General features: G+C 37.7%; 14 protein-coding genes. 13 read left to right on the forward strand and 1 reads right to left on the reverse strand.

The window, feature by feature from the left end; genetic code table 11:
• The first annotated feature begins 3 nt into the window (after positions 1-3).
• Both RIB54_RS06030 and RIB54_RS06035 read left to right on the forward strand, forming a co-directional pair.
• Positions 4-693: a class I SAM-dependent methyltransferase gene (locus tag RIB54_RS06030; RefSeq protein WP_350099726.1), complete on the forward strand. Its 690-nt coding sequence runs from the start codon at positions 4-6 to the stop codon at positions 691-693.
• Positions 689-1,963 (forward strand): metal-dependent hydrolase family protein, encoded by a 1,275-nt coding sequence (locus RIB54_RS06035; protein WP_350099764.1) that lies wholly within the window; start codon positions 689-691, stop codon positions 1,961-1,963. The genes RIB54_RS06030 and RIB54_RS06035 overlap by 5 nt, the downstream gene beginning before the upstream one ends.
• Here RIB54_RS06035 and RIB54_RS06040 read toward each other — a convergent pair.
• A complete protein-coding gene (locus tag RIB54_RS06040; protein WP_350099727.1) occupies positions 1,960-2,493 on the reverse strand; it encodes a DUF4924 family protein in 534 nt (177 codons plus the stop codon). The two genes, RIB54_RS06035 and RIB54_RS06040, sit on opposite strands and share 4 nt — an antisense overlap.
• A gap of 99 nt (positions 2,494-2,592) precedes the next feature.
• Between RIB54_RS06040 and lepA the strand changes: the two genes are divergently transcribed.
• The 11 genes from lepA to RIB54_RS06095 all read left to right on the forward strand — a co-directional run bounded on the left by lepA (position 2,593) and on the right by RIB54_RS06095 (position 23,478).
• Positions 2,593-4,377 carry a translation elongation factor 4 gene (gene lepA / locus RIB54_RS06045; RefSeq protein WP_350099728.1) on the forward strand — a complete coding sequence of 595 codons (1,785 nt, stop codon included), beginning with the start codon at positions 2,593-2,595 and terminating at the stop codon, positions 4,375-4,377.
• A gap of 6 nt (positions 4,378-4,383) precedes the next feature.
• Positions 4,384-5,271 (forward strand): bifunctional 5,10-methylenetetrahydrofolate dehydrogenase/5,10-methenyltetrahydrofolate cyclohydrolase, encoded by an 888-nt coding sequence (locus RIB54_RS06050; RefSeq protein WP_350099729.1) that lies wholly within the window; start codon positions 4,384-4,386, stop codon positions 5,269-5,271.
• A gap of 40 nt (positions 5,272-5,311) precedes the next feature.
• A complete protein-coding gene (locus tag RIB54_RS06055; RefSeq protein WP_350099730.1) occupies positions 5,312-7,237 on the forward strand; it encodes an OmpA family protein in 1,926 nt (641 codons plus the stop codon).
• 169 nt (positions 7,238-7,406) lie between these two features.
• Positions 7,407-10,463 carry a SusC/RagA family TonB-linked outer membrane protein gene (locus RIB54_RS06060; protein WP_350099732.1) on the forward strand — a complete coding sequence of 1,019 codons (3,057 nt, stop codon included), beginning with the start codon at positions 7,407-7,409 and terminating at the stop codon, positions 10,461-10,463.
• An 11-nt stretch (positions 10,464-10,474) separates the two neighbouring features.
• Positions 10,475-11,875, forward strand: a complete 1,401-nt coding sequence (locus tag RIB54_RS06065) for a RagB/SusD family nutrient uptake outer membrane protein (RefSeq protein WP_350099733.1) — start codon at positions 10,475-10,477, stop codon at positions 11,873-11,875.
• A gap of 8 nt (positions 11,876-11,883) precedes the next feature.
• Positions 11,884-12,687 carry a Calx-beta domain-containing protein gene (locus tag RIB54_RS06070; RefSeq protein ID WP_350099734.1) on the forward strand — a complete coding sequence of 268 codons (804 nt, stop codon included), beginning with the start codon at positions 11,884-11,886 and terminating at the stop codon, positions 12,685-12,687.
• Positions 12,688-12,849: 162 nt separating this feature from the next.
• Positions 12,850-16,251 carry a S8 family serine peptidase gene (locus tag RIB54_RS06075; protein WP_350099735.1) on the forward strand — a complete coding sequence of 1,134 codons (3,402 nt, stop codon included), beginning with the start codon at positions 12,850-12,852 and terminating at the stop codon, positions 16,249-16,251.
• A 7-nt stretch (positions 16,252-16,258) separates the two neighbouring features.
• Entirely contained in the window at positions 16,259-16,957 is a 699-nt protein-coding gene (locus RIB54_RS06080) for a hypothetical protein (RefSeq protein WP_350099736.1), read from the forward strand.
• A gap of 542 nt (positions 16,958-17,499) precedes the next feature.
• Positions 17,500-20,817, forward strand: coding sequence for a SusC/RagA family TonB-linked outer membrane protein (locus RIB54_RS06085; protein ID WP_350099737.1), 3,318 nt, complete (start codon positions 17,500-17,502; stop codon positions 20,815-20,817).
• A gap of 12 nt (positions 20,818-20,829) precedes the next feature.
• Positions 20,830-22,512, forward strand: a complete 1,683-nt coding sequence (locus tag RIB54_RS06090) for a SusD/RagB family nutrient-binding outer membrane lipoprotein (RefSeq protein WP_350099739.1) — start codon at positions 20,830-20,832, stop codon at positions 22,510-22,512.
• Positions 22,513-22,530: 18 nt separating this feature from the next.
• Positions 22,531-23,478 (forward strand): hypothetical protein, encoded by a 948-nt coding sequence (locus tag RIB54_RS06095; RefSeq protein WP_350063319.1) that lies wholly within the window; start codon positions 22,531-22,533, stop codon positions 23,476-23,478.
• Positions 23,479-23,511: the final 33 nt, after the last annotated feature.

The following is a 23,511-nucleotide window of genomic DNA, read 5'->3' on the forward strand; positions in this document are numbered from 1 at the left end:
ACATTGACACCCTACGAGCAGGCTCTTTCTGACTATTTCGAAACTGAGGTTTCAGCAGATTTAATACTTCATAACAGCTACGGTGAACCAGAACTAATGCCAGTTGAGGTTTTCTTTAGATCGGAAGAAGACTTTACTGACTTAGATAACATTGCTTTGAGCTTTTGTCAGGGGCGTACTTTGGATGTTGGTGCGGGCACTGGTGTACATAGCGCAGTGCTTCAGGCCATGGGAATAGATGTTGCTGCATTGGAAATCTCAAAATTTGCCTGCAATGCAATGAAAAGCATAGGTATAAAAAACGTAATCAATAAAAACCTTTATGATCTTAAGGGCGAAAAATTTGATACTCTTCTGATATTGATGAATGGTTTTGGGCTGTGCGGTAAGGTATCAGAGGCGCCAAAGTTTTTTAAAAAACTCAGATCACTTCTTAATCCTGGAGGCATAGCCATAGTTGATTCCAGTGATGTGGCTTATATGTATGATGAAATTCCCAAAGAACCATATTACGGTGAAGTGCAGTTTTGCTATGAGTATAAGCACATTGTTGGAGAGTGGTTCAATTGGTTGTATATTGATCCAGCTTTCTTGACACAATTAAGCAATGACAATGAATGGCATTGTCAGATTGTCCATAAAGAAGATAATGATCAATATTTAGCAATACTAACACCCTATAACTATGATTAGAAAAATTACTCTTTTAGCTTTTATTTTAGTCTCTATTCAGTCATTTGGGCAGAATACCTTAATCTACTGCGGTCAACTGATCGATGGTGTCAGTGATAAGCCTCTTAAGGAAATGACCATCATTGTGAAGGATGATAAAATTGTAGATGTTAAAAAAGGCTATGAAACTGCCGGGCCGTCTGACACCGTTATTGACCTTAAATCAAAAACTGTAATGCCAGGCCTAATGGACATGCATGTACACATTGAAGGCCAGTCAAGCCCGATGAGCTATTTGAATGAGTTCACCAAAAACAAATCGGATATTGCTTATGACGCTGCCGTTTATGCCAAGACTACGCTTATGGCTGGGTTTACAACTGTTAGGGACTTAGGTGGAAGTGGTGTCAATATTTCATTAAGAAAGGCCATTGATGCTGGTAAAGTTGATGGGCCAAGAATATATACAGCAGGTAATAGTATAGGTACAACAGGAGGTCATGCTGACCCAACAAATGGATACAGAGAAGATTTGATGGGTGATCCAGGCCCCAAAGAAGGTGTTATCAATGGACCGTATGAAGCCAGAAAGGCGGTAAGACAGCGCTACAAAGAAGGTTCTGATGTTATAAAAATCACCTCAACTGGTGGCGTTCTAAGCGTTGCTAAAGATGGGTCTGGCCCCCAGTTTACAATGGATGAGTTGAAAGCTATAGTGGAAACAGCCAATGATTATGGCATGGTAACCGCAGCTCATGCTCATGGCCCGGAAGGAATAAAAAGAGCTGTAGAAGCTGGAATAAACTCAATAGAGCATGGCACCTTAATGACACCTGAAATTATGGAATTGATGAAGAAGAAAGGGACTTATTATGTGCCGACTATTACAGCAGGTAAGTCAGTGGAAGAAAGAGCGAAAATTCCAGGCTATTTTCCAGCGATAATAGTGCCTAAGGCTTTAGCTATTGGCCCAAAGATTCAACAAACCTTTGCTGATGCCTACAAGGCAGGTGTTAAAATAGCCTTCGGTACGGATGCCGCAGTTTTTGACCATGGCCAGAATGGAAAAGAATTCGGCTATATGGTAGAAGCAGGTATGCCAGCAATGGAAGCAATAAAATCTGCCACCATGGGAGCAGCTTCGCTTTTGAGGATTACCGACAAGTTAGGTTCTGTTGAGAAAGGAAAACTAGCAGACATAGTGGCTGTTGATGAAGATCCATTAAAAAATATTAAGACCATGGAAAACGTCACTTTCGTTATGAAAGGTGGTAAGGTCTATAAAAACTAATTGTCATTCAAAAAATTCTGTTGTTTGTATTTATAACTCAAGTAGGACAATACATTACCAAATTGATCAAGTGCCGGTTGAACATCTTCCGGCACTTTTTTTCCATTGATTCTAGCCAATAATAGCCCATACACGCCATTAATGCAGATTTGAATTTCGTCATTTATTTTCCCTTCCGACATAGTGATAAACTCCTGAATCGATGGAGCTGCTGTTGAGTAAATTTTCTCAAATTCTTTATCTGAACTTAGAAGTTGATTCTTAATGGAATTTAAGTTTTTTACAATTTTTTGCGTTTCTGAAAGATGTCCTGATTTCTCAATACCCTCTTCTTTCATTTTATTTAGAATAACCTGATACCATGCAATTAGCTCCTCCTTTGTAGCATCCCCTTGAGGTATATGTTTTATCACATACTGGCTAATGTTTTCTATATCCATGTCAAAGACCCTGATAAGGTCCTCAGTTTGATACATATGGATAATATATTCAACAATGTTATTCTGCTTTTTATGCTCTGCGATGTTCATATTAAGGCTTAAAATATATGTTTAACGACTGTATTCTTTAAGAATCAATAATTCTCTACTTTTGCACTTCATTTTTCGAAGATAAGGGAATAGGTTTAGATGAAAAACATTAGAAATTTTTGCATTATCGCTCACATTGATCACGGCAAGAGTACCTTGGCCGATAGATTGTTGCAGGCCACTGGTACTGTTAGCGACCGCGATATGCAGGAGCAGTTGTTGGATAACATGGATCTCGAAAGAGAGCGAGGTATTACCATTAAAAGTCATGCCATACAAATGGATTACAAACTTAATGGTGAAGAATATATTCTAAACCTAATTGACACCCCAGGACACGTTGACTTTTCTTATGAGGTGTCACGTTCTATTGCGGCCTGTGAGGGAGCTCTTTTAATAGTAGATGCCGCTCAGGGTATTGAAGCACAAACAATCTCTAATCTTTATTTGGCATTAGAGCATGATCTGGAGATTATCCCTGTCTTAAATAAAATTGATTTACCCAGTGCTATGCCTGAAGAGGTTACAGACCAAATTGTAGAACTTATTGGTTGTGATCGTTCTGATGTTATACATGCTAGTGCGAAAGAGGGCTTAGGTATAAACGAAATTCTAGAAGCTATAGTTAGCAGAGTGCCTGCTCCCAAAGGTGAAGTAGACGCGCCACTTCAGGCTATGATATTTGATTCTGTGTTCAATCCATTTAGGGGGATTGAAGTATACTTTAGAGTATTTAATGGTACGCTTAATAAAGGAGATAAAGTTAAGTTTGTTAATACTAACAAAACTTACGATGCTGATGAAATTGGCGTTCTCAAATTAAAACAGTTACCCAAGAACTCTATTAGCGCAGGAAATGTGGGTTATATCATTTCTGGTATTAAGGTAGCTAAGGAAGTTAAAGTAGGGGATACCATTACTCACGTTGACAGACCTTGTCCTGCTGTCAAAGGATTTGAAAATGTTAAGCCAATGGTTTTTGCTGGTATTTATCCAGTAGAAACTAGTGAATATGAAGAATTAAGGACAGCCATGGAAAAACTGCAGCTTAATGATGCAGCCTTAATTTGGGAACCTGAAACTTCAGCTGCACTGGGATTTGGGTTTAGGTGTGGATTCCTTGGTATGCTACACATGGAAATTGTTCAGGAAAGGCTAGAGCGCGAATTTGATATGACCGTGATTACTACTGTACCTTCAGTTCAGTTTCACGCAGTTAAAACAGATGGTAGCATTACAAAAATCAATGCACCGTCCGAAATGCCTGAACCTAATACCATTTCACATATTGAAGAACCTTTTATAAGAGCTCAGATAATTAGCAAGTCAGAATATATAGGAAACATTATAAGCTTATGCATGGATAAGCGAGGTGTAATAAAAAATCAAGTTTATCTGACTTCAGATCGAGTTGAACTTTCATTCGAACTTCCATTATCGGAAATTGTCTTTGACTTCTTTGATAAATTGAAGACACTCTCAAGAGGTTATGCTTCTCTGGACTATGAGTTGATAGGATTTAGACAATCTACCATGGTGAAGCTGGATATTATGTTGAATGGGGAAAAGGTAGATGCGCTTTCTGCTATTGTTCATAGAGACAAGGCATACGAATGGGGCAAGAGGTTGTGCGAAAAATTAAAGGAATTATTACCACGACAGATGTTTGAAATAGCTATTCAGGCTTCAATAGGTACTAAAATTATTGCCAGAGAATCTGTAAAGGCCATGAGAAAGAACGTTTTGGCAAAATGTTATGGTGGTGATATTTCAAGAAAAAGAAAGCTTCTTGAGAAACAGAAAAAAGGTAAAAAGAGAATGCGCCAGGTGGGTAACGTAGAAATACCTCAGGAAGCATTTATGGCAGTATTAAAATTAGATTGATATAAGATGGCAGCTACAATATTGGACGGTCGCAAGATAGCCGATGAAATAAAGAATGAAATAGCAGTTGAAGTAGCTGCCTTAAAAGATGCGGGAAAAAGGGCACCTCATTTGGCAGCCATACTAGTAGGAGATGACGGAGCGAGTCAAACCTATGTTAACAATAAGATCAGAGCTTGTAAGAAAGTTGGCTTTGAATATACGTTATTGAATTTTCCTGAAACTATCACGGAAGCCAAGTTAATGACTGAGATAGAGCGCATCAATGCAGATGAGGACATTGACGGAGTTATTGTACAGCTTCCTCTTCCAGAACATATTTCTGCCGCCAAGGTAACCGATAGGATATTACCACATAAAGATGTTGATGGGTTCACTAATGAAAACTATGGACGTATAACTTCAAAAAAGCCCGGGCTGCTGCCAGCTACACCGTTCGGAATAGTTGAATTGCTGAAAAGATATAATGTGCCAATGCAGGGCAAACATTGTGTTATGGTCGGAAACAGCAGAACAGTAGGTGCTCCTATGAGTTCAATCATGTCATACCATGAAAATGCAACCGTTACGGTTTGTCATATTTACACAGAAGATTTGGCCAAATACACCAGGCAGGCCGATATATTAATTGTTGCCACTGGCAAGCCAGCCTTAATCAAAGCAGATATGGTTAAAGAAGGTGTAGCGGTTGTTGATGTGGGAATTACCAGGGTTCCAAGTGATAATGAACGTGGCTATACCCTTAGTGGTGATGTTGATTTTGAAGAAGTTTCGAAAAAGGCTTCATTTATTACTCCTGTACCTGGTGGTGTGGGCCCTATGACAATTGCTTCTTTATTACTTAATACACTGAAGGCTGCAACAACTCCAAGCATTATTACAACTAAAATTTAATACTGGTTATTCTCGTTATAGATTCATAGTTTAGAATACTATGAGATTAACCTTATTTACTTTTTCTATAGTTGTCTTTTTAAATATCAATGCTTTTCAGGCTGAAGCTCAATTGAGTACCAAATCAAAAAAAGCAGCTGAACTTTATGCCGAAGCTGATAACTTCCGGGTTCGTGGGCAATATACTCAGGCTATAGATCTTTTAGAGCAGGCCATTGCCAAGGACAAAAATTTCCATGAGGCATATTTTAGGTTAGGGGTTATATATAAGGCCAAAGGCGAGATTGATATAGCAGAGAAACTCTTGTTAAAAGTTATCGAACTGAATCCAGGGAATAACGGCCCATCTTTCTTTGAACTGGGAGAACTCTATATAAAAAAGAATAACTATCAAGAGAGTATAGACTATATAAATAAATATCTGGCCTATGATCCGCGAAACAGACAACGAGTTGCTGAGGCAGAAAAGATACTCGCCAATGCACAATTTGCCATTGATAACGCAGAAGAGATGGCTGAGTTTGATCCACATCCACTAAGTGACACTGTAAATGCCTTCCCTATGCAGTACTTTCCTATACTTTCTGTAGATCAAAATTCTTTGATCTTTACCAGAAGGTTAGGCACATCTATGCAACATGATGAAGATTTGGTGGTTTCCACGAAAGATGACGAAGGTGTGTGGCAACTTCCAGTCTCTATATCAGAGAACATCAACTCTGAATTTAATGAAGGTACCTGTACTTTGTCGGCAGATGGGAGGACTTTAATATTCACGTCATGCTACGGCAGGCAGGGATATGGCAGTTGCGACTTATATATAAGCGAGAAAACAGGCGATGAATGGTCTGTTCCAAAAAATCTAGGCCCGGCTATTAATTCTTCAGCCTGGGACTCTCAGCCAAGTTTGTCAGCAGATGGTAGGAGGTTATTCTTTATTTCAAACAGATCAGGGGGAGTTGGAAGCAGGGATATTTGGCTGGCATACAAAAATGAAAATAACGAATGGGAGAAGCCTGTTAATTTAGGAAGAGGTATTAATACAGTTAATGATGAGGTGTCTCCATTTATTCACCCTAACAACAAAACACTTTATTATGCAACTAATGGTTTGCCAGGTTTTGGCGGATTTGACATCTATTACTCTAATGAGCTAGATGGAAAATGGGAGAAGCCTGAAAACCTTGGGCCTCCTATTAATAATGGTGAAGATCAGGTGTCTTTATTTATAACCTCAGATGGCAACAGAGGATACTATTCTAATGAGGATAACAAATCAAAAGACAGGAAAGGCATTATTTATGAATTTGATGTGCCTAAGTCTAAAAGAGTTGAGTACAGAACCTCATTTGTTACAGGAACGGTTAAGGATTCAATAACTCACCTGCCATTAAAAGCAAAAATAGAATTGTATGACATAGAATTGGATAGGAGGGTGTCACTTGTGAATTCTGATTCTATTAATGGTAAGTATCTTATGGTGCTGACGGAGGGTTCTCAATATGCATTATACGTGGAGCGTCCAGGATACCTATTTCAAAGCAACACTTTTAATTATCAAAAAGGTGACAGCTCCATGTCGATTCAAAAGGATTTCCTTCTTTCACCTATTAAAGAGGGGGTAAAGACCGTACTTAATAATATATTCTTCGAGACAGATAAATATGAATTGACTGATAAATCAAAAACAGAGTTAAAAAAGGTAGTGGACTTTATGTCTGACAACCCCTCGATCAAAATTCAAATTGAGGGTCATACCGATAATGTAGGCAGCGATTCCTATAATAATGAACTCTCGAAGAGGAGATCGCTCAGTGTTTACACCTTCTTGTTAAATAATGGAATAGTTCAAAAAAGGATTTCTTATCAAGGCTTTGGATCTAAAAAGCCTAAGGTTCCAAATGATTCAGATCAAAATCGCCAGTTAAACAGAAGAATAGAATTTAAAATAGTTGGATTAAGATAATTTTGACTGTATCCCCCAAATTGGGGTAATGATTACATGTTCGTTATTTAATTAATAGTCTTTACCCCGTCAATTAGGTTACTTTTTTCAAAACAATTCATTTGTATTTCATGTTTTTGTCCTAAGTTTAAGGCAAACTATTTTTAATTTTTAACCTAAACAATACAATATGAAGAAGTTTTTACTGCTTAGTTTCATGTTGATGTTCGCATTTACTTTCAGTGAATCGTGGGCTCAAGAACGCACCGTTTCAGGTAAGGTGACGTCTATCGAAGACGGATCAACATTACCAGGTGTAAACGTTGTACTTAAAGGTACAACTACAGGTACAGTTACCGATATCGATGGTAACTACAGGCTATCCGTCCCTTCTGACGGAGGTACTTTGGTATTTTCATTCATTGGTCTGGCTTCAGAAGAAGTTGCAGTTGGAGCAAGGTCAGTGATTGATGTACAGATGTCTGCAGATGTTAAACAACTTTCAGAGGTTGTTATTACAGGCTACGGCTCTCAATTGAAAAGGGATTTAACAGGTTCTGTTTCCTCAATAAAGGCTGAGGAAATTGAAGGTTTACCGATGCAATCTTTTGACAGAGCTATCCAAGGTCGTGCAGCTGGGACTCAAATTTCAGCTGCTTCAGGTCAGCCAGGTGGAGCTTTGAACATTAGAATTAGAGGGGTTGGTTCAATTAATTCAGGCAACGATCCATTAATTATTATTGATGGTGTTCAGGTTGCTTCTCTTGGAGGTTCAGCACAGGCATCAAGTAATCCCCTTAACTCAATCAACCCAAATGATATTGAGTCGATTGACATTTTAAAGGATCCAGCTACAGCCGCCATATATGGAGCTCAAGCTGCTAATGGTGTTATTGTGGTTACAACTAAGTCAGGTAAAAAGGGAGGCAAAACTAATATTGATCTTTCGTATCAAGAAGGTGTTGTACAACCATTAAACCTTTACGATGTATTGGATGCACGTCAGTATGCTGAAATTCAAGCTGAACAAGAGACAAATGTTGGGTTAGACCCTTCTAGAGTAAATGGGTCTTTTGATTTCTTTGGCGATCCAAATGATCCTTCAACTTACGAAAATTATGACTGGTTGGATAATATGTTTCAAGATGCAAGATTTACAACACTGGACTTTACTATGAGTGGTGGTGATGAAAAGACTAGTTTCTATTTTGGAGGTTCTTACAACAAGCAAGAAGCACAGATTATAAAATCTGATTTTGAAAGGTTCACTGGGAGATTAAATCTTTCTCATAGAGCAACTGATAAATTAACTGTTGGCGCAAAACTTGCAATAACCAACATTAAGCAATTTGGTGCCATTGCTAATGGAAACTTTGTGAACGGCCCGTTCGTGGCTGCTTTTTCTGCGATTCCGTCATCTCCAGCTATAGATACAGAGACAGGGGAATTCAACCCCTATCCAACTAATGGGTTGAGTCATTTGTTTGGTTACAATATTTTGCAAGGCGTCAATCAGGAGGTGAGATTAGGTCGTACACTTCAGACAGTTTCAAGTGCGAATATTAGTTATCAAATAATTCCAGGTTTATCTGTTAATGGATTGGTAGGTATAGATTTCTCTATGAACAGAGACGATAACGAGAGGCCACGTTCAATCCCAGTCTTTGCTGCTGCCGGAGGTTCTGTGGCAATTACTAATAGAAGATCGCTAAACTGGAATACTAATGTCAATTTAAACTACAGTAAGACATTTAATGATGTTCATACTGTTGGTGGTATCATTGGATACGAGTATAAAGCGGAACAAAGAGAAGGTAACAATTTAACAGCTAACCAGTTCCCTAATGCTTTCTTTAGATTACCGGGTAATGGACAACCTCAAGCAGTAGGAGGATTCTTTCAAGAGTACAAACGTCTTGGGTATTTCGGTAAATTTGATTACGCATATGATGACAGATATCTAGGTTCAGTAACAGTTAGACGCGATGGGCACTCAAGGTTTGGATCAGAGAATCAATACGGTCTATTTTATGCTGGGTCAGTTGGATGGAGATTATCTGAAGAGTCATTTTTGTCAGGTATTGAAATAATTGATGATTTAAAGCTGAAAGCCAGTTATGGAATATTAGGAAACGCTGAAATTGGCAACTACCTAACTCAGACCACATATGGTGCATCGTCAGGGCAATATGCAGGGGCATCTCCTCTTACAATAGGATTGCTTGGTAATGACGAAATTTCATGGGAAGAAGAAGAGTCTATCAATCTCGGTGTTGACTTCTCATTGTTCAATAATCGTTTGTATGGTACTGTTGATTTTTGGAGGACGAATAATAATGATTTGTTATTTCAGGTGCCATTCTTGCAAACTAGTGGTATAAACCCACCTGCAGGACAAGCTAATCCAAGTGTTACAAATAACATTGGGTCGGTTAGGAATCAGGGTATAGATATTGAGGTTGGAGGTATAATTTTCGACAAGGGTGGATTTAGATGGGATTCTAGATTCAATGTAACCTTCTTGGAAAATGAAGTGACAAAACTTGTTGATGCAGACACTATTTTTAATGGAAATATTCCTGACAAAATAGTTGGCCAGCCTGTAAGCTTTCACTATTTACTAGATTATGCTGGAGTTAATCCTGCAAATGGAAGAGCCATGATCAGGGATGCCAATGGAAATTTGACATATAACCCTGGATTTGAAGATGGTGCTGTAAGAGGATCTGCTTTACCTACTAGTTATGGTGGTTGGTCAAACACGTTTTCTTATAAGGGAATTTCATTGGATATTTTCTTCCAGTATCAGTTTGGTAACGATGCCTTTAATGCTGACTACTATAATTTGCTAGCAACTGGGGGCGTTAATAACAGGACAACTGATATTTTGGAAAGATGGCAAAATCCAGGTGATGTCACCAATATCGCAAGGTTAACCAACAATGGTAATATTAATGGTATTGCACAGAATTTTGGATTTATAGGCACGAACCAATTTATGTCCGATGCTTCTTACATTAGACTAAAAACATTAACATTATCTTATGAACTACCTCAGAATTTACTTAATAAAGTAGGTTTTAGACAAGTTAGGGTTTTTGCTCAAGGGGTAAACTTAGTTACATGGACAAAATTTGATGGTATTGACCCAGAAGTTGTGACTAACAACAATTCTACTGGTGTTTCAGGTTTTGGTGCTTATCCAGTTGGTCGTCAATATTCAGTTGGAATTAACTTAGGACTTTAATAATGAGAATCATGAAAAAAATAATATATTCATTGTTAGCTTTTGTGATTGCTTTCACAGGCTGTAATGATTTAGAAGTTGAGAATAAGGCAGCGTTGCCTAGAAGCGTAGTACTCGGTGATGTGGATGGCTATAGTGCCTTTTTGTCTGCTGCGTATGAATCAGTAAACGATTTTGGTTACTATGGGCAAACTATGATGATTGGGCCAGAGATATTGGCTGACAATATGGAACTTGTACAATTGACAGGTCGCTACCAATTGGAATATGTAAATGCCGTAAATTCTGGGATAGGAATTTGGGGAAACAGATACACGGCCATTCAAGAGTGCAATGTTATAATAGGTTCTATAAATGATGAATCTGTTGTAGGTACTGTAGATGAGAAAAATGATCTTATCGGTCAGGCACTGTTTCTAAGAGCATTGTTTTACCATGACTTGGCGAGGGTTTACGGTTATGAGCCAGGAAGGGAAGTGAATGGTTGGAATTTGTCGGTTCCATTAAAAACTGAGCCTACATTTGGTTTAAGTAATGTTGTGGATTTACCGAGATCAACTAATGTGGAGGTTTATGAGCAGATAGAACAGGATTTGTTACAAGCGATATCATTATTGTCTGATGTTACCCCTGGAACAAGTGCAGTGATTTTTGCAAACAGGAATGCAGCTAGATTACTATTAGCGAGAGTTTATCTTTATTGGGGAAGATCTGCGGATGCAGCTAATTTGGCACTTCAAGTTATTGCTGGCGATGGATCTGATTTAGTGGCTGCTGCTGATTATGACGATTCTTGGGATGATGCACAAAATGCATTTCACCCTGAATCTCTATTTGAGTCAGAATTGCGTTCACCAGATTGGTCAACTGTAGACGGCCCTAATAATAGTTTGCATTCATTATTAATGAATAATTCAGGAGGGGCTCAGTTTATCATTGCCGCAAGTGACGAGTTGTTGGCTGAGATTGCTTCAGAACCTACAGATGTTAGAGGTGCACTTTTCAATACTGAATCTTTAGGTGAAGAGTTCACAAAATGGAGAGCAACAGGAGGCCCGGTGCCATTCATGGAGAACATTCCAATTCTTCGCTTATCAGAAGGTTACCTTATCGCAGCTGAAGCTTTAGGTGCAGGAGCAGGAGATGTTTATTTAAATGCATTGAGAACGGCCAGAGGAATAGCTACTCCAGCTACTGCTACTGTGGATAATGTGTTAAGGGAAAGAAGAATTGAATTTATGGCTGAAGGTCATAGATGGTTCGACTTGAAGCGTTTAGGAAGAAATATTCCAAAACCAGCAGTATCTGGTGCTAATACTCTTCCAGCAAATGACTTTAAAATGTTACCAAGGTTACCTCAAGGTGAATTGAATTTAAGTGATGAGTTACGCCAAAACCCAGGATATAATTAATTAGAGCTATGAAAATATTAAATAGAAATATATGGGCAATAGTTTTAATGTTGCCACTATTGTGGGGTTGTTTTGATGACCCTGGTACAGATGTGACATTGGGAGATGTATTTGTTTCGTTAAGTAATGATTCGCAACAAACATCTGAAGACCAAGTTACTGGTGAGATTTTATTAGAGATTTCGCGAGCACAGTCATCTGCTGTGGATGTTGATTACGAGCTAACTTCTACCAATGCCATCAATGGTGTAGACTTTGAATTGCAAGGCAGTTCTGTAACAATACCAGCAGGGGAATTTAGTACTTCTATTCCTTACACGGTAACAGACAATAATGTTTTTGAACCAGAAGCGAGATCATTTACTGTAACTTTGACAGGTGTCAGTGCCTCATCAGTAAGTATTCAAGGTAATACAGCAATTACTGTAGGTATTTTGAATAATGATTGTCCTGTTAACACAAGTGTGTGGTTTGGTGATCTAAGTGTAGAAGATGTTGGGTTTGGAGCGGTTGCAGGTTCAGGAGCTGCCAACGCAAATGGAGATTGTGATATATTGGTTATCACTGGGGACTATGTAGGAGCACCTTTAACTCCTGTAACTTGGAATTTGACACCCTCTTCACCTGGTGCTACAAGCGGAACAGCTGTTGCGCCAAGGCAGGCATATACTTGCTGTGATCCTACCGCCTATGAGTATGAAGCTAGTGGTACTTACGATGAAGCAACAGGTATAATTGAGGCCGATTATATTTTTTATCGTCCAGATGGTACTGTGTTTTTCACAGGAACCAATATAATTGCTGCAAACTAATATTTGTTGAATTTATAGTAAAACCACCTCTCTTCAGAGAGGTGGTTTTATATTTATATACGGTAAGGGTGTATTTTTTTAAAATATTTTGGAGTTGAATAAACATGTAGAAAAAAAAATATGTTCTAGTATTAGTGATTTTATATTACTCAATTATGAAAAATGTTAAATAGTATTCCAATGTTAAAGGCAATTTATTCTGCGTCTATTTTGTTTGCGCTCTTAATTTCTGAATCTGTCTATTGTCAAAAATTTAATGTTCAGCGATTAAATGAAATCGCATTAGAGGAAACTGCTAAGGTAAATGCATTTAAGAGCAGGTTGAATTTAATGCGTGATACTACAGCTATCCCATTTACTATCCAGTTGCAACACAACAAGAAGGCCTTTTTAACAGATTACATTAATGGATTGCCGTATTATTCAACAACGCACAACATTGAAGCCCGGAAAACAACAGGTGTAGAATTTGTTCAATCAGTCAACGGGCTAAATTTACCATTATTTGGTGATGGAATGACTGTAGCGGTATTTGATGGGGGACTTGTGAGACAAACCCATCAAGAATTAGTAGGGCGCATTAGCAATAAATTTGGGAGTGATCTAAGTCAGCATGCAACACATGTCACTGGTACTATTGCTGCGAAGGGTCTTAATCCACAAGCTAGAGGTATGGCTCCAAATATTCAAGTAGTCTCATATTTTGGATTTGAAAATGATCTTGGTAATATGGCAATGGAAGCTGCTAAAGGTTTGATTTTATCTAATCATTCGTATGGCGTTATGCTTGGCTGGGATTTTCAAAATGGGAGTTGGCAATGGTTTGGAGGGGAATCTGATGTGGATTTAAGGTTTGGACACTACTCAAATAACAGTAAGGCGCTTGATAATATTGCTTTTAATGCCCCCAATTATACTATTGTCAGATCGGCCGGAAATGACAGGAGTGATGTTGGAAATGGAACAAGGCCAGCCGATGGCCCTTTTGACTGTCTAGGTCCTGCTGCTGTTGCGAAAAACGTGATTACTGTAGGTGCTATTACAGGTTACGAAGTTTACATAGATCCTAATTCGGCTGTAATGAGCGAATTTAGTAGCTGGGGTCCCACTGATGACGGAAGGATTAAGCCCGATATAGTCGCTGATGGAGTGGGTGTTTTTTCAACGGGCTCTTCGGGCGATGATGATTATGTTATTTTGCAGGGTACTTCAATGTCATCACCAAATGTTACAGGTTCATTAGCAATCATTCAAGAATATTTTAAGAGTATCGAGGGCGACTTTATGAGTTCTGCTTCATTAAAAGCTCTAATGATTCATACGGCTAAAGAAGCAGGTTCTGCAAATGGGCCCGATTATAAGTTTGGATGGGGAGTATTGGATGCGGTACACGCTATAGAGTTTATTAATGGCAGAAATGGTTCTGATACATTAATGATTGAGAGGGAATTAAACAATGATGAAACCCATGAATTCTCCTTCTTGTCAGACGGAAAAGAACCTATTACAATAACATTAGCATGGACAGACGTTCCTGGTAATGTTGGAACTCAAGGTAGTAATGAATTGAAGTTGGTCAATGATCTGGATGTTACTTTATTAGACCATAATAACAATGAAACTTTACCATGGACTTTGGATCCTGAAAACCCAGGGCAGCCAGCAAGAAAGGGCAATAATTTTAGAGACAATGTTGAAAAAATTGAATTGCCATCTCCGGCTATTGGAAGATATACTGTAAGAGTAAGTCATAAGGGAAATTTGGTTAATGCTGCTCAGCGCTATTCCATTATTATTTCTGGAAGTTCTATTGAAGAAGAAGATAATGATGATATCTACTGGGTATCTTCTAGTGGAAAATCAAATGAGCTTAATTGGTCAGGTAATACGGGTGGTACTATTAATGAAGAGATAGTTTCTGATAATAAAACCTGGATTTTTGACGAGAACTCAAATATATCTAATAATGGTGTGGTTCAATTATCTTTCTCCACAAGTATCAATAATCTTATATGGACTAATAAGAGTAATGCTATACTAGACTTAGGTTTAGATACACTTACGGTTGAAAAACGATTTATAGTTGATAATGAAAATCTGAAAATCATCAATGGTGTTGTTGTACTAAAGAACAAAGGCGGAAAATTTAATACTTATAATTTTGATGGTAGTCAGAATTGCAGAATTGTTTTTGAAAACTTAGATCCTATTGAAATAGTAGGAGAAATAGACTCACACTCAATAATCTTTAAAGGGGATAGAGTTGAGTTATCGAATTCAAACTTAAGTTCAAATCATTTGAGTTTTCTTAACACAAAGGAAATAAGAATAGAAAATTCATCCTTACATGTAGATGGGATTGTTGTTTCTGAAAATGAAAATTTGATATTGAATAATAACATTTGGCATATTTCAAATGGCAGTGTCCAATTGAGTGAAAATGTAAATGCTTCAAATGATGTTTTTCTAATTAGTAATTCACGCATAGACTCAAATTTAAATGTGGGCAAACTAACATTAAATGGTGATATTGCATTAAACAACCAAATTATTACCGACTCACTTCTTATAGAAAGTAATTCAATTGTTGATTTACATGCCTTAGCTGATATTGTTATAAAAGAATATCTTCATATTTCTAATTCTGATGGCAATCAAACTACTATAAGGGGTTTTCAGGCAGAAGCCCTAGCTAATATTGAAGTTCAATCTAGGAACTTATTATGTTTTGATAATTTAAACTTGACAAACATCAGTTTCGTATCGGAAAGTGTAATGAATGTTGGATTAGCTTCAAACTTAGTAAATGTCATAGGGGTATCACAGTCTGCTTGTGAGGAAGTTGTTTTTGTAGACTTTGAACTTGAAAATAATTGTGCTAATAGCGTGATTCAACCTGTAAATAAATCAAAGGGTCCAATAGAGGGTTTTATTTGGAAATATAATAATCTTCAAATAGAAGATGTTGGTGATGATTCTCATCCGGTTAACTTGATATTTAACGAGAGTGGCTTTTATGAAGTTGAACTCATTGCATGGAACCCCACGTCTGAAACTGGTTATAAAAAAATAGTTGAAGTTGTAAATAATTCACTATCTGATATTTCAATCATTGAAAATGACTTAGGTCTGGTTGCTTCCTTGTCATTGAATAATTATTTATGGTATAAAGATCAAGAAGTTATTGATGGAGCAAACTCGAGGATTTTTGTCCCGGATGTAAATGGGAAATATCAAGTGGCCTATTTGGATGAAAATTCTGTCTGTGGCAATCGAGTAAGTGGTGTTTTTGAGTATTTGATGATTACAAGCACTAGTGAAATGGAATCAAATAATGCAATCATTTATCCTAATCCATTCACTAATCAGGTTTTACTAGAAAACATTTCTGATGGGGAGGAAGTAATAGTTTCAACAATGGACGGAAAAATAGTTTACCAAGAATTTTTACCGAATAATTCAAGTGATGTTAGATTGAACTTGGAATTTTTGGAGGAAGGGGTATATGTTCTCAAAGTATTAAGTGATATCCGTAGTTTTAATTATAAGTTAATAAAAAAATAGTTTAGTGATGAAATACATTTTAATAAGAATAACAAGATTTATCTGTCTGTTTGCAATCCTGACTGTCAGTTTTAATTTAAATGCGCAAATAGGAAATGTTAATGATTTGACAGGCACACCTATAAAAGTTAAAAGTTCAGAACGTATAGAAGGAACCTTCTATCCTATTAGTAGTCAATGGTCGAATGGAGAATTTATAACCACACATGGGACTAGATATGTTGATATTCCAATTAGATTTAATGCGTTTAGTCAATCGTTGGAAATATTGAAAGCTAATACTGCTTTCACTCTGGATTCCAAAGAAGTTATCCAGTTTAGTTTCAGTGTTTTTGATGAGAACGGTAATACAATCGATTACATATTTAAAAATGGTTTTGATACCGAATTCCCAAAAAGTCAATATTTCAGAGTATGGTTTAATAACGGAAAAATGAAGATACTTGAATTAATTAAGGTGACAGAGGAGAAGGTGCCGGCAGAAGCTTATGGTGCACCAGAAGATACTAGGCTGAATAGTTATAATTTCATATATCTTCTTAAAGATGGAGAGTTTAAGAAAATTAAAATGAACAATAGAAATATGTCAAAGTTGTTTTTAGACAGAAAAGAGGATGTCCTTAATTTTATTAAAGCTAAATCGCTTGACGTCAGTGCCTATAATGACTTTAAAATATTATCGGAATATGTAGAGTCGTTTCAATAGATAAAATTAATTTGAGATTTAATCTTATCTATTGAATTGGTAGGTCTTACGATAAGGTTATGCAGAAGAATAACATACTAGAAATAAGATAACTAAGTTGAAAAAACCTCCTCTTTTAGGAGGTTTTTTTATTCATTTTAGTTTCAAAGTGTGGCTGACTAAATTTGTCTTTTTTTAAAATGCTGATATCATTGAAAACCTGGTTTTGGTCTTTTTTAATAATAGGATTGCTGACTAACTTTTCACGCAGAATGAAGTTATTTTGTCAATATGATAGGAAGTTGTCAATATTTATCATCCTTTGATTTAAGATTTTACAATTTAATTGGTGTTCGTGCTTAACCTTAAAATTGGTGGATAAATATCTATTTACCCAATAGATGTGAGCAAAATTGATTCTAAGCAATTGAAACGTTTGCAAAATAAAAACCATGTTTTATTCACTCATTTTGCGTTAATTATTTGGCAAAAGTCTACCACAAAAGAATTTTATTTTTTACCTTACCGCCTATTATTCACATTTTTAACCTAAACACTACAATATGAAGAAGTTTTTACTACTTGGTTTCATGTTGATGTTCGCATTCACCTTTAGTGAATCGTGGGCTCAAGAACGCACTGTTTCAGGGAAAGTAACCTCAGTTGATGATGGTTCTACCCTGCCCGGTGTGAACGTTGTACTAAAAGGTACAACTAACGGTACGGTTACCGATATAGACGGTAACTTCAAATTATCTGTACCATCAGAAGGTGGTACATTGGTATTTTCATTTATTGGTTTGGCTACTGAAGAAGTTAGCGTTGGTACCAGATCAGTGATTGATGTACAAATGTCACCAGATGTGAAGCAACTCTCAGAAGTTGTTGTAACAGCTGTAGGTATTGAAAGAGAGAAGAAGGCATTAGGTTATTCTGTTGCTTCAGTAGATGCTGAACAAATGCAACAAAGATCTGAGCCAGATCCATTGAGATCGATGCAAGGAAAAATGCCAGGAGTTAATATCACCGGTGGTGGTGGTGCTCCGGGACAAGGTACAAAAATCAATATTAGGGGTATGTCCTCTATAACTGGTAATACCCAGCCATTATTCATCGTTGATGGTATTCCTTTTGATAACTCAGTAAACGGATCAACAGGTGCTGACCAGAATACTGTTTTCTCTAACAGGGCCTTTGACTTAGACCCAAACAATATTGCAAGTATTTCTGTACTTAAAGGAGCAGCTGCTAGTGCGCTGTATGGTTCTAGAGCAACCAATGGTGTAATTGTAATTACAACAAAAGCTGGAAAGAAAGGTGTTAAGAAGGGACTTGAAGTTACTTACAGTGGCTCAGTAAACTTTGAAGAGATTTCAGGCATTCCTGATTATCAGGATACTTATGTACAAGGGTCTAATGGTGTTTATAATGGTGGTTTCATCGGAAACTGGGGGTCACCTTTCCCTGAGCACGTTGATAGAATCAATGCTCAGTATGGTACAAATTATACTAAGTCATACGGTACTTATCCAGATGGAACTTCCTATCCAGAAGGTACAGGGCCAAACCCTATTAATAATAGGTATCCCGGCTTGTTTCCTGAGTTTGTTCAGGAGTACACTATGCCTGATGGTACAACAAGAAACGTTTCTGCTCCTTATGCAATTCAACCCCATGATATTATTGGAGATTACTTTGAAACTGGTAGAGTGGTAGAAAATGCTGTAAGTATTTCTGCTGGTTCAGAGAAGGCCAGTATCAATGGTGGTTTCTCTAGGATGGATAATGATAGTTATATTCCAAATGCTGAAACATCAAGAACTACGATGAGTTTTGGTGGTAACGGACAGTTAGATAATGGATTATTCCTTTCAGGAACAATCAACTATACTAACACCGTACAGCAGGCTCCACAGTCAGGTGGTAGTGCATTTGGTGACTATTTCTCCGGACCAGGTGGTAATTTTGATGGTGCAGGTTCAATCTTTGCAAGACTATTTTACTTGCCAAGAAACTTTGATTTAAATGGCCTTCCATTTGAGAATCCAGTAAATGGTAATAACGTGTTCTATAGAGCATTGGATAATCCTCTTTGGATTGCTAAATACAACCTTTATACCAGTGAAGTAAACAGGGCTTATGGAAGCATGACGGCCTCATATGATGTTACTGACTGGTTAACTGTACTTGCCCGAGGTGGTATGAATACCTATCATGACTCACGAAGAAGTGTCATCAGAAAAGGAGGTATTCAGGTGCCTAATGGTTATGTATGGACAGAAGACCTTTCTTACTTAGAGCAAAATTATGACTTCACAGCTACTGCCAATAAGGAGTTTGGTAACCTTAGTCTTAATGCTTTGGTAGGGTTAAATATGCAGCAAAGAGAGTTGACCAGAAGAAGAGTAACTGGTAATAATATTATTTCTACAGGTTTGAACAGGACTGATGCTACTTCAACTCAAATTGTTGACAGGGACTTTACTTCTTTGAGAAAGTTATATGCAATTTATACTAACGTAGTATTAGGTTACAATGATTATCTGTATTTGACCTTAACAGGCAGAAATGATTGGTCTTCTACACTTCCTGAAGGAAATAATAGTTATTTCTATCCTTCGGCCAGTTTATCCGCTGTAATTAGCGACATGGTAGATTTGCCATTGTTTGTTAATTTCTTAAAGGCTAGAGTAGCTGCTGCGACTGTTGGTAATGATGCACCTCCTTACAGAGTTGGTAATGTCTATTCTATTGGCGTTCCTTTTACGCCTTCTGGTGGCGCCCCTATTAACAGGGCTTCTTTGGGTAATAGGTTAGGAAATCCAGATTTGAAGCCTGAATTTACCTCTGAGTATGAGTTAGGTTTTGAAGCTCAATTCTTAAACAGTAGAATTGGAGTAGACTTAACTTATTTCAACAGAACTTCTACAGACTTGATCTTAAACGCTGATATAGCTAGATCATCTGGTTATACTGAGGAAGTGATTAACGTTGGAGAATTGAATAACGCAGGATGGGAAATTGGTTTAGATGTCACTCCTGTTAAATTAAACAACGGTTTTACCTGGAATTCATATTTTGCCTTCACAAAAATCAAAACTGAAGTAATTGATGCTGGTGCAACAGGTGAATTACTTTTAGGAGGCCCAAGTAGCACTTTAGGCACTATATTCAGAAATGGTGCTCCTTATGGTCAAATATTTGGTTCTAAAAATGCAAGGGATGATGAAGGCAACCTTTTGATAGATCCTCAAAGTGGTTTGCCATTTGCAGAACCAACATCTAGTATTGTAGGTGACCCGAACCCTGATTTTACATTGGGTTGGACGAACACTTTCACTTACAAAGGAATCACTCTAAGGGCTTTGATTGACTGGAAACAAGGTGGAGACTTCTACTCTTTTACAGCAGCTTCATTGCTATTGAGAGGGCAGTTGAAAATTTCTGAAGATAGAGAAGCTATTCGTGTAGTACCTGGAGTACTTGGGGATACACAAAACCTTGTTGCTCTTCTGGATGAGAATGGAAACAAAATTCAGAATACTATCGGTATTTCTGCATTTGATTCACACTTCTCTAATGGATGGGGGGCTTATGGTCAGGATGAGGTAAACATCTATGATGGTACTGTTATCAGACTAAGGGAGATCAGCTTAGGTTATAGCCTGCCAAAGTCTTTGCTTGAAAAGACACCATTTGGGTCGGCTAACATTTCAATATCCGGACGTAACCTATGGTTTAATGCACCAAACATCTTGGAAGGTCTAAACCTAGACCCTGAAGTATTAGGTGAGACACCAGACTCTAACGTTCAGGGATTTGAATATGGTAGTGCTCCTACTACTAAGAGATATGGAGTTAACTTATCATTAACCTTTTAATCGGAAATAATTATGAAAAATATAAAGAAAAAAGTAGTCGCTAGTGCGATGTCTTTCATAATGTTATTTTCTGTAACATCATGTGACATCTTCGACTTAGATGTAAATCAAGATCCGAATAACCCAACTGCGGCATCTGCTGATCTGTTACTTGCCAATGCACAATTAAATGGTATAGCAACATTTGCTGGTGGCTTGAACAATGCTACTATGGGATTTATGGCTATCAACACTTCGTTTGATAATTTTAATATGACCAACGGATCATGGAATGGAACATGGAATTATCTTTACTCAAATCCTTTAGCTGATTTAGAACAGATAATTGTTGATGCTGAGGAGGCAGGTAATAACCCACATTACCTAGGAGTAGCTCAGGTATTGAAAGCCTATTACTTCAGTATAATGGTTGATATGTGGGGACGTGTGCCCTATTTTACGGCTTTCAAGGGCAGTGAAGGCAAGGAACCAGGTTATGACGATGATGCAGCTATCTATGCAGATTTAATTTCACTTTGTGATAAAGCTCTCGCCAACTTCGAATTAACTAGTGCTGTGACTGTTACAGGAGATTTAATTCATAATGGAAGTCTTCCGCAATGGAGAAGAACAGCCAACACCTTGAAGTTAAAGTTGTTTTTAAATTTAGGAGATGGTGGGGCTATTCAGGCTCTTATAGATGATGCTGATGTTCAACTAATTGATAGAAGTTCCAGAGATTTCCAATTCAAGTTTGGTAGTCTACAAAACCCTGATGACAGACATCCGATGTATCAGGCTGGATATGCTGGTGGAGAAGCTGCATACTCATATTTTGGACATCAGTTGATGGTTGAAATGTTAGAAAATAGAGATCCTAGAGTTCCTTTCTACTTCAAAAGACAAACCACAGATGTTTTAGATATCGCAGATCCAACGGATAAACAAACAATCCCTTGCTCGCAACGTACGGATTGTTCTTATGGTTATTTAGTTACTAACCCTGCTATGACTAATAGAATATATGAAGTTGACCCTGGTAGTATGACTGCTGAGCAAACGGAATACTTGGCAGGGTTCTTCGGACGGGACAGGGCTGATCCATCAGGTATTCCTAATGACAACCCTTTAAGAACTATCCCTGGTGCCTACCCTGGTGCAGGTTTATGGGATGATGAAGCCGAAACTGGTGGTGGAAATAAAGGAAGAGGTGATGGTATTTTCCCGATGATTACTTCATGGATGACTTATTTTTATCTTTTAGAAGCTCAAGTTAGTTTAGGTGTAAATACAGGTATGTCTGATGCTGAATTGCTGGAAGAGGCTTTGTCTGCCCAAATGGCTAAGGTAATTTCAGTAGGTACTGCTGCTGACCCAGCTGCAAGTGATGATGTGACAACCTGGGATTTCCCTATTACTTATACTGACTTTGATGTATTCGTTGAGGATATTGTTGATGCCTATCCTTCTGGAGGTAACGAAGCACAGAAGCTTCAATATGCTTTAAAGCAAGCTTGGTTTGCTAATTTTGGAAATGGTTTCGAGATTTATAATGCATACAGAAGAACTGGCTTTCCTTCAACTTTGCAGGCGCCATTGCAGGCACCTAGGGGCTTTCCTTTGAGAATACCTTATGCACAGTCTGAATTAAATTTGAATTCATCAACACCAACTGTGGTGTATGATGTTGATAGAGTATTTTGGGATGTAGATTAATTTAAATTCAAAGAAAACATGAAAAGATTTAATAAATTATTTATAACGCTATTGTTACTAGTAACAATAACTATATCATGTCAGGATGAGGATTTACTTGAAATCAACAATCCTACATGGGAAACGGGTGTAAACACCTTTGGTCAGATTGCTGATGGTTCAGCGGCTAATTTCATTCGTGGAGATGAGTCTGTTGACTTAACTTTCGATTGGAGATGGATTTCTGTTGATCAAGCCAATACAATAGTAAGTGTAGACTTCTTTGTGTCATGGACTGAGTCATATGTTAATGTGAACGGTGATGCGGTTACAGCGAATCATGGAACACAATTGGTTAATACTGCGACTCCTGCTGGTAACAGGGAAGATATTTCCTTCACTTTAACCCAGGATGATATAGCAGCAGCTTTTGCAGGCACTACTTATAACTATGACGATGGTAATGACGCTGCGGTTGATGTATTTACCTACGCAGGTAAGCCTAACCGGAATGCAGGTGCTGGACGAGCCTTTATTGATGGTGATAGTTTTATACTAACATGGTCATTAACAGGTGCTGATGGCAGAGTATTCGAAGGATGGTCTCCATCAGTATGTACAGAAGTACCTGGTTCTAACTGTCAAATTTCTTGGATAGTTGAGTGCGGTCAAGTTATAGCTGATCCTTCGCAAACATACACCTTGGCATTACAAGATTCTTATGGAGATGGTTGGAATGGTGGTGCGTTAGCAGTAATCGTTGATGGTGTAGCAACAGAATACACTATTGATGATGGATCTTCTGAAGTGTATCCGGTAGTGGTTCCAGACGGAGCAACTAGCGTTCAGTTTGAGTATATTTCTGGTGATTGGGATTCAGAGGTTACGTTTTCAGTTACAACTGAGAAAGGCAATGTAATTGCTAAGTACGGACCTTCTCCTCCCGTTGGTATACTTACATTAGATTTATGTAAAGAAAACGAGTAATATAATAATTGCTTAAATTTAAAGACACGGAGA

The sequence above is a fragment of the Fulvivirga sp. genome (assembly GCF_040218215.1).
Taxonomy (GTDB): domain Bacteria; phylum Bacteroidota; class Bacteroidia; order Cytophagales; family Cyclobacteriaceae; genus Fulvivirga.

Coding starts and splice junctions, on each gene's coding strand:
- RIB54_RS06060 (WP_350099732.1), top strand. CDS start 7,407: ATGAAGAAGTTTTTACTGCTTAGTTTCATGTTGATGTTCGCATTTACT.
- RIB54_RS06040 (WP_350099727.1), bottom strand. CDS start 2,493: ATGAACATCGCAGAGCATAAAAAGCAGAATAACATTGTTGAATATATT.
- RIB54_RS06070 (WP_350099734.1), top strand. CDS start 11,884: ATGAAAATATTAAATAGAAATATATGGGCAATAGTTTTAATGTTGCCA.
- RIB54_RS06080 (WP_350099736.1), top strand. CDS start 16,259: ATGAAATACATTTTAATAAGAATAACAAGATTTATCTGTCTGTTTGCA.
- lepA (WP_350099728.1), top strand. CDS start 2,593: ATGAAAAACATTAGAAATTTTTGCATTATCGCTCACATTGATCACGGC.
- RIB54_RS06050 (WP_350099729.1), top strand. CDS start 4,384: ATGGCAGCTACAATATTGGACGGTCGCAAGATAGCCGATGAAATAAAG.
- RIB54_RS06085 (WP_350099737.1), top strand. CDS start 17,500: ATGAAGAAGTTTTTACTACTTGGTTTCATGTTGATGTTCGCATTCACC.
- RIB54_RS06065 (WP_350099733.1), top strand. CDS start 10,475: ATGAAAAAAATAATATATTCATTGTTAGCTTTTGTGATTGCTTTCACA.
- RIB54_RS06095 (WP_350063319.1), top strand. CDS start 22,531: ATGAAAAGATTTAATAAATTATTTATAACGCTATTGTTACTAGTAACA.
- RIB54_RS06055 (WP_350099730.1), top strand. CDS start 5,312: ATGAGATTAACCTTATTTACTTTTTCTATAGTTGTCTTTTTAAATATC.
- RIB54_RS06090 (WP_350099739.1), top strand. CDS start 20,830: ATGAAAAATATAAAGAAAAAAGTAGTCGCTAGTGCGATGTCTTTCATA.
- RIB54_RS06075 (WP_350099735.1), top strand. CDS start 12,850: ATGTTAAATAGTATTCCAATGTTAAAGGCAATTTATTCTGCGTCTATT.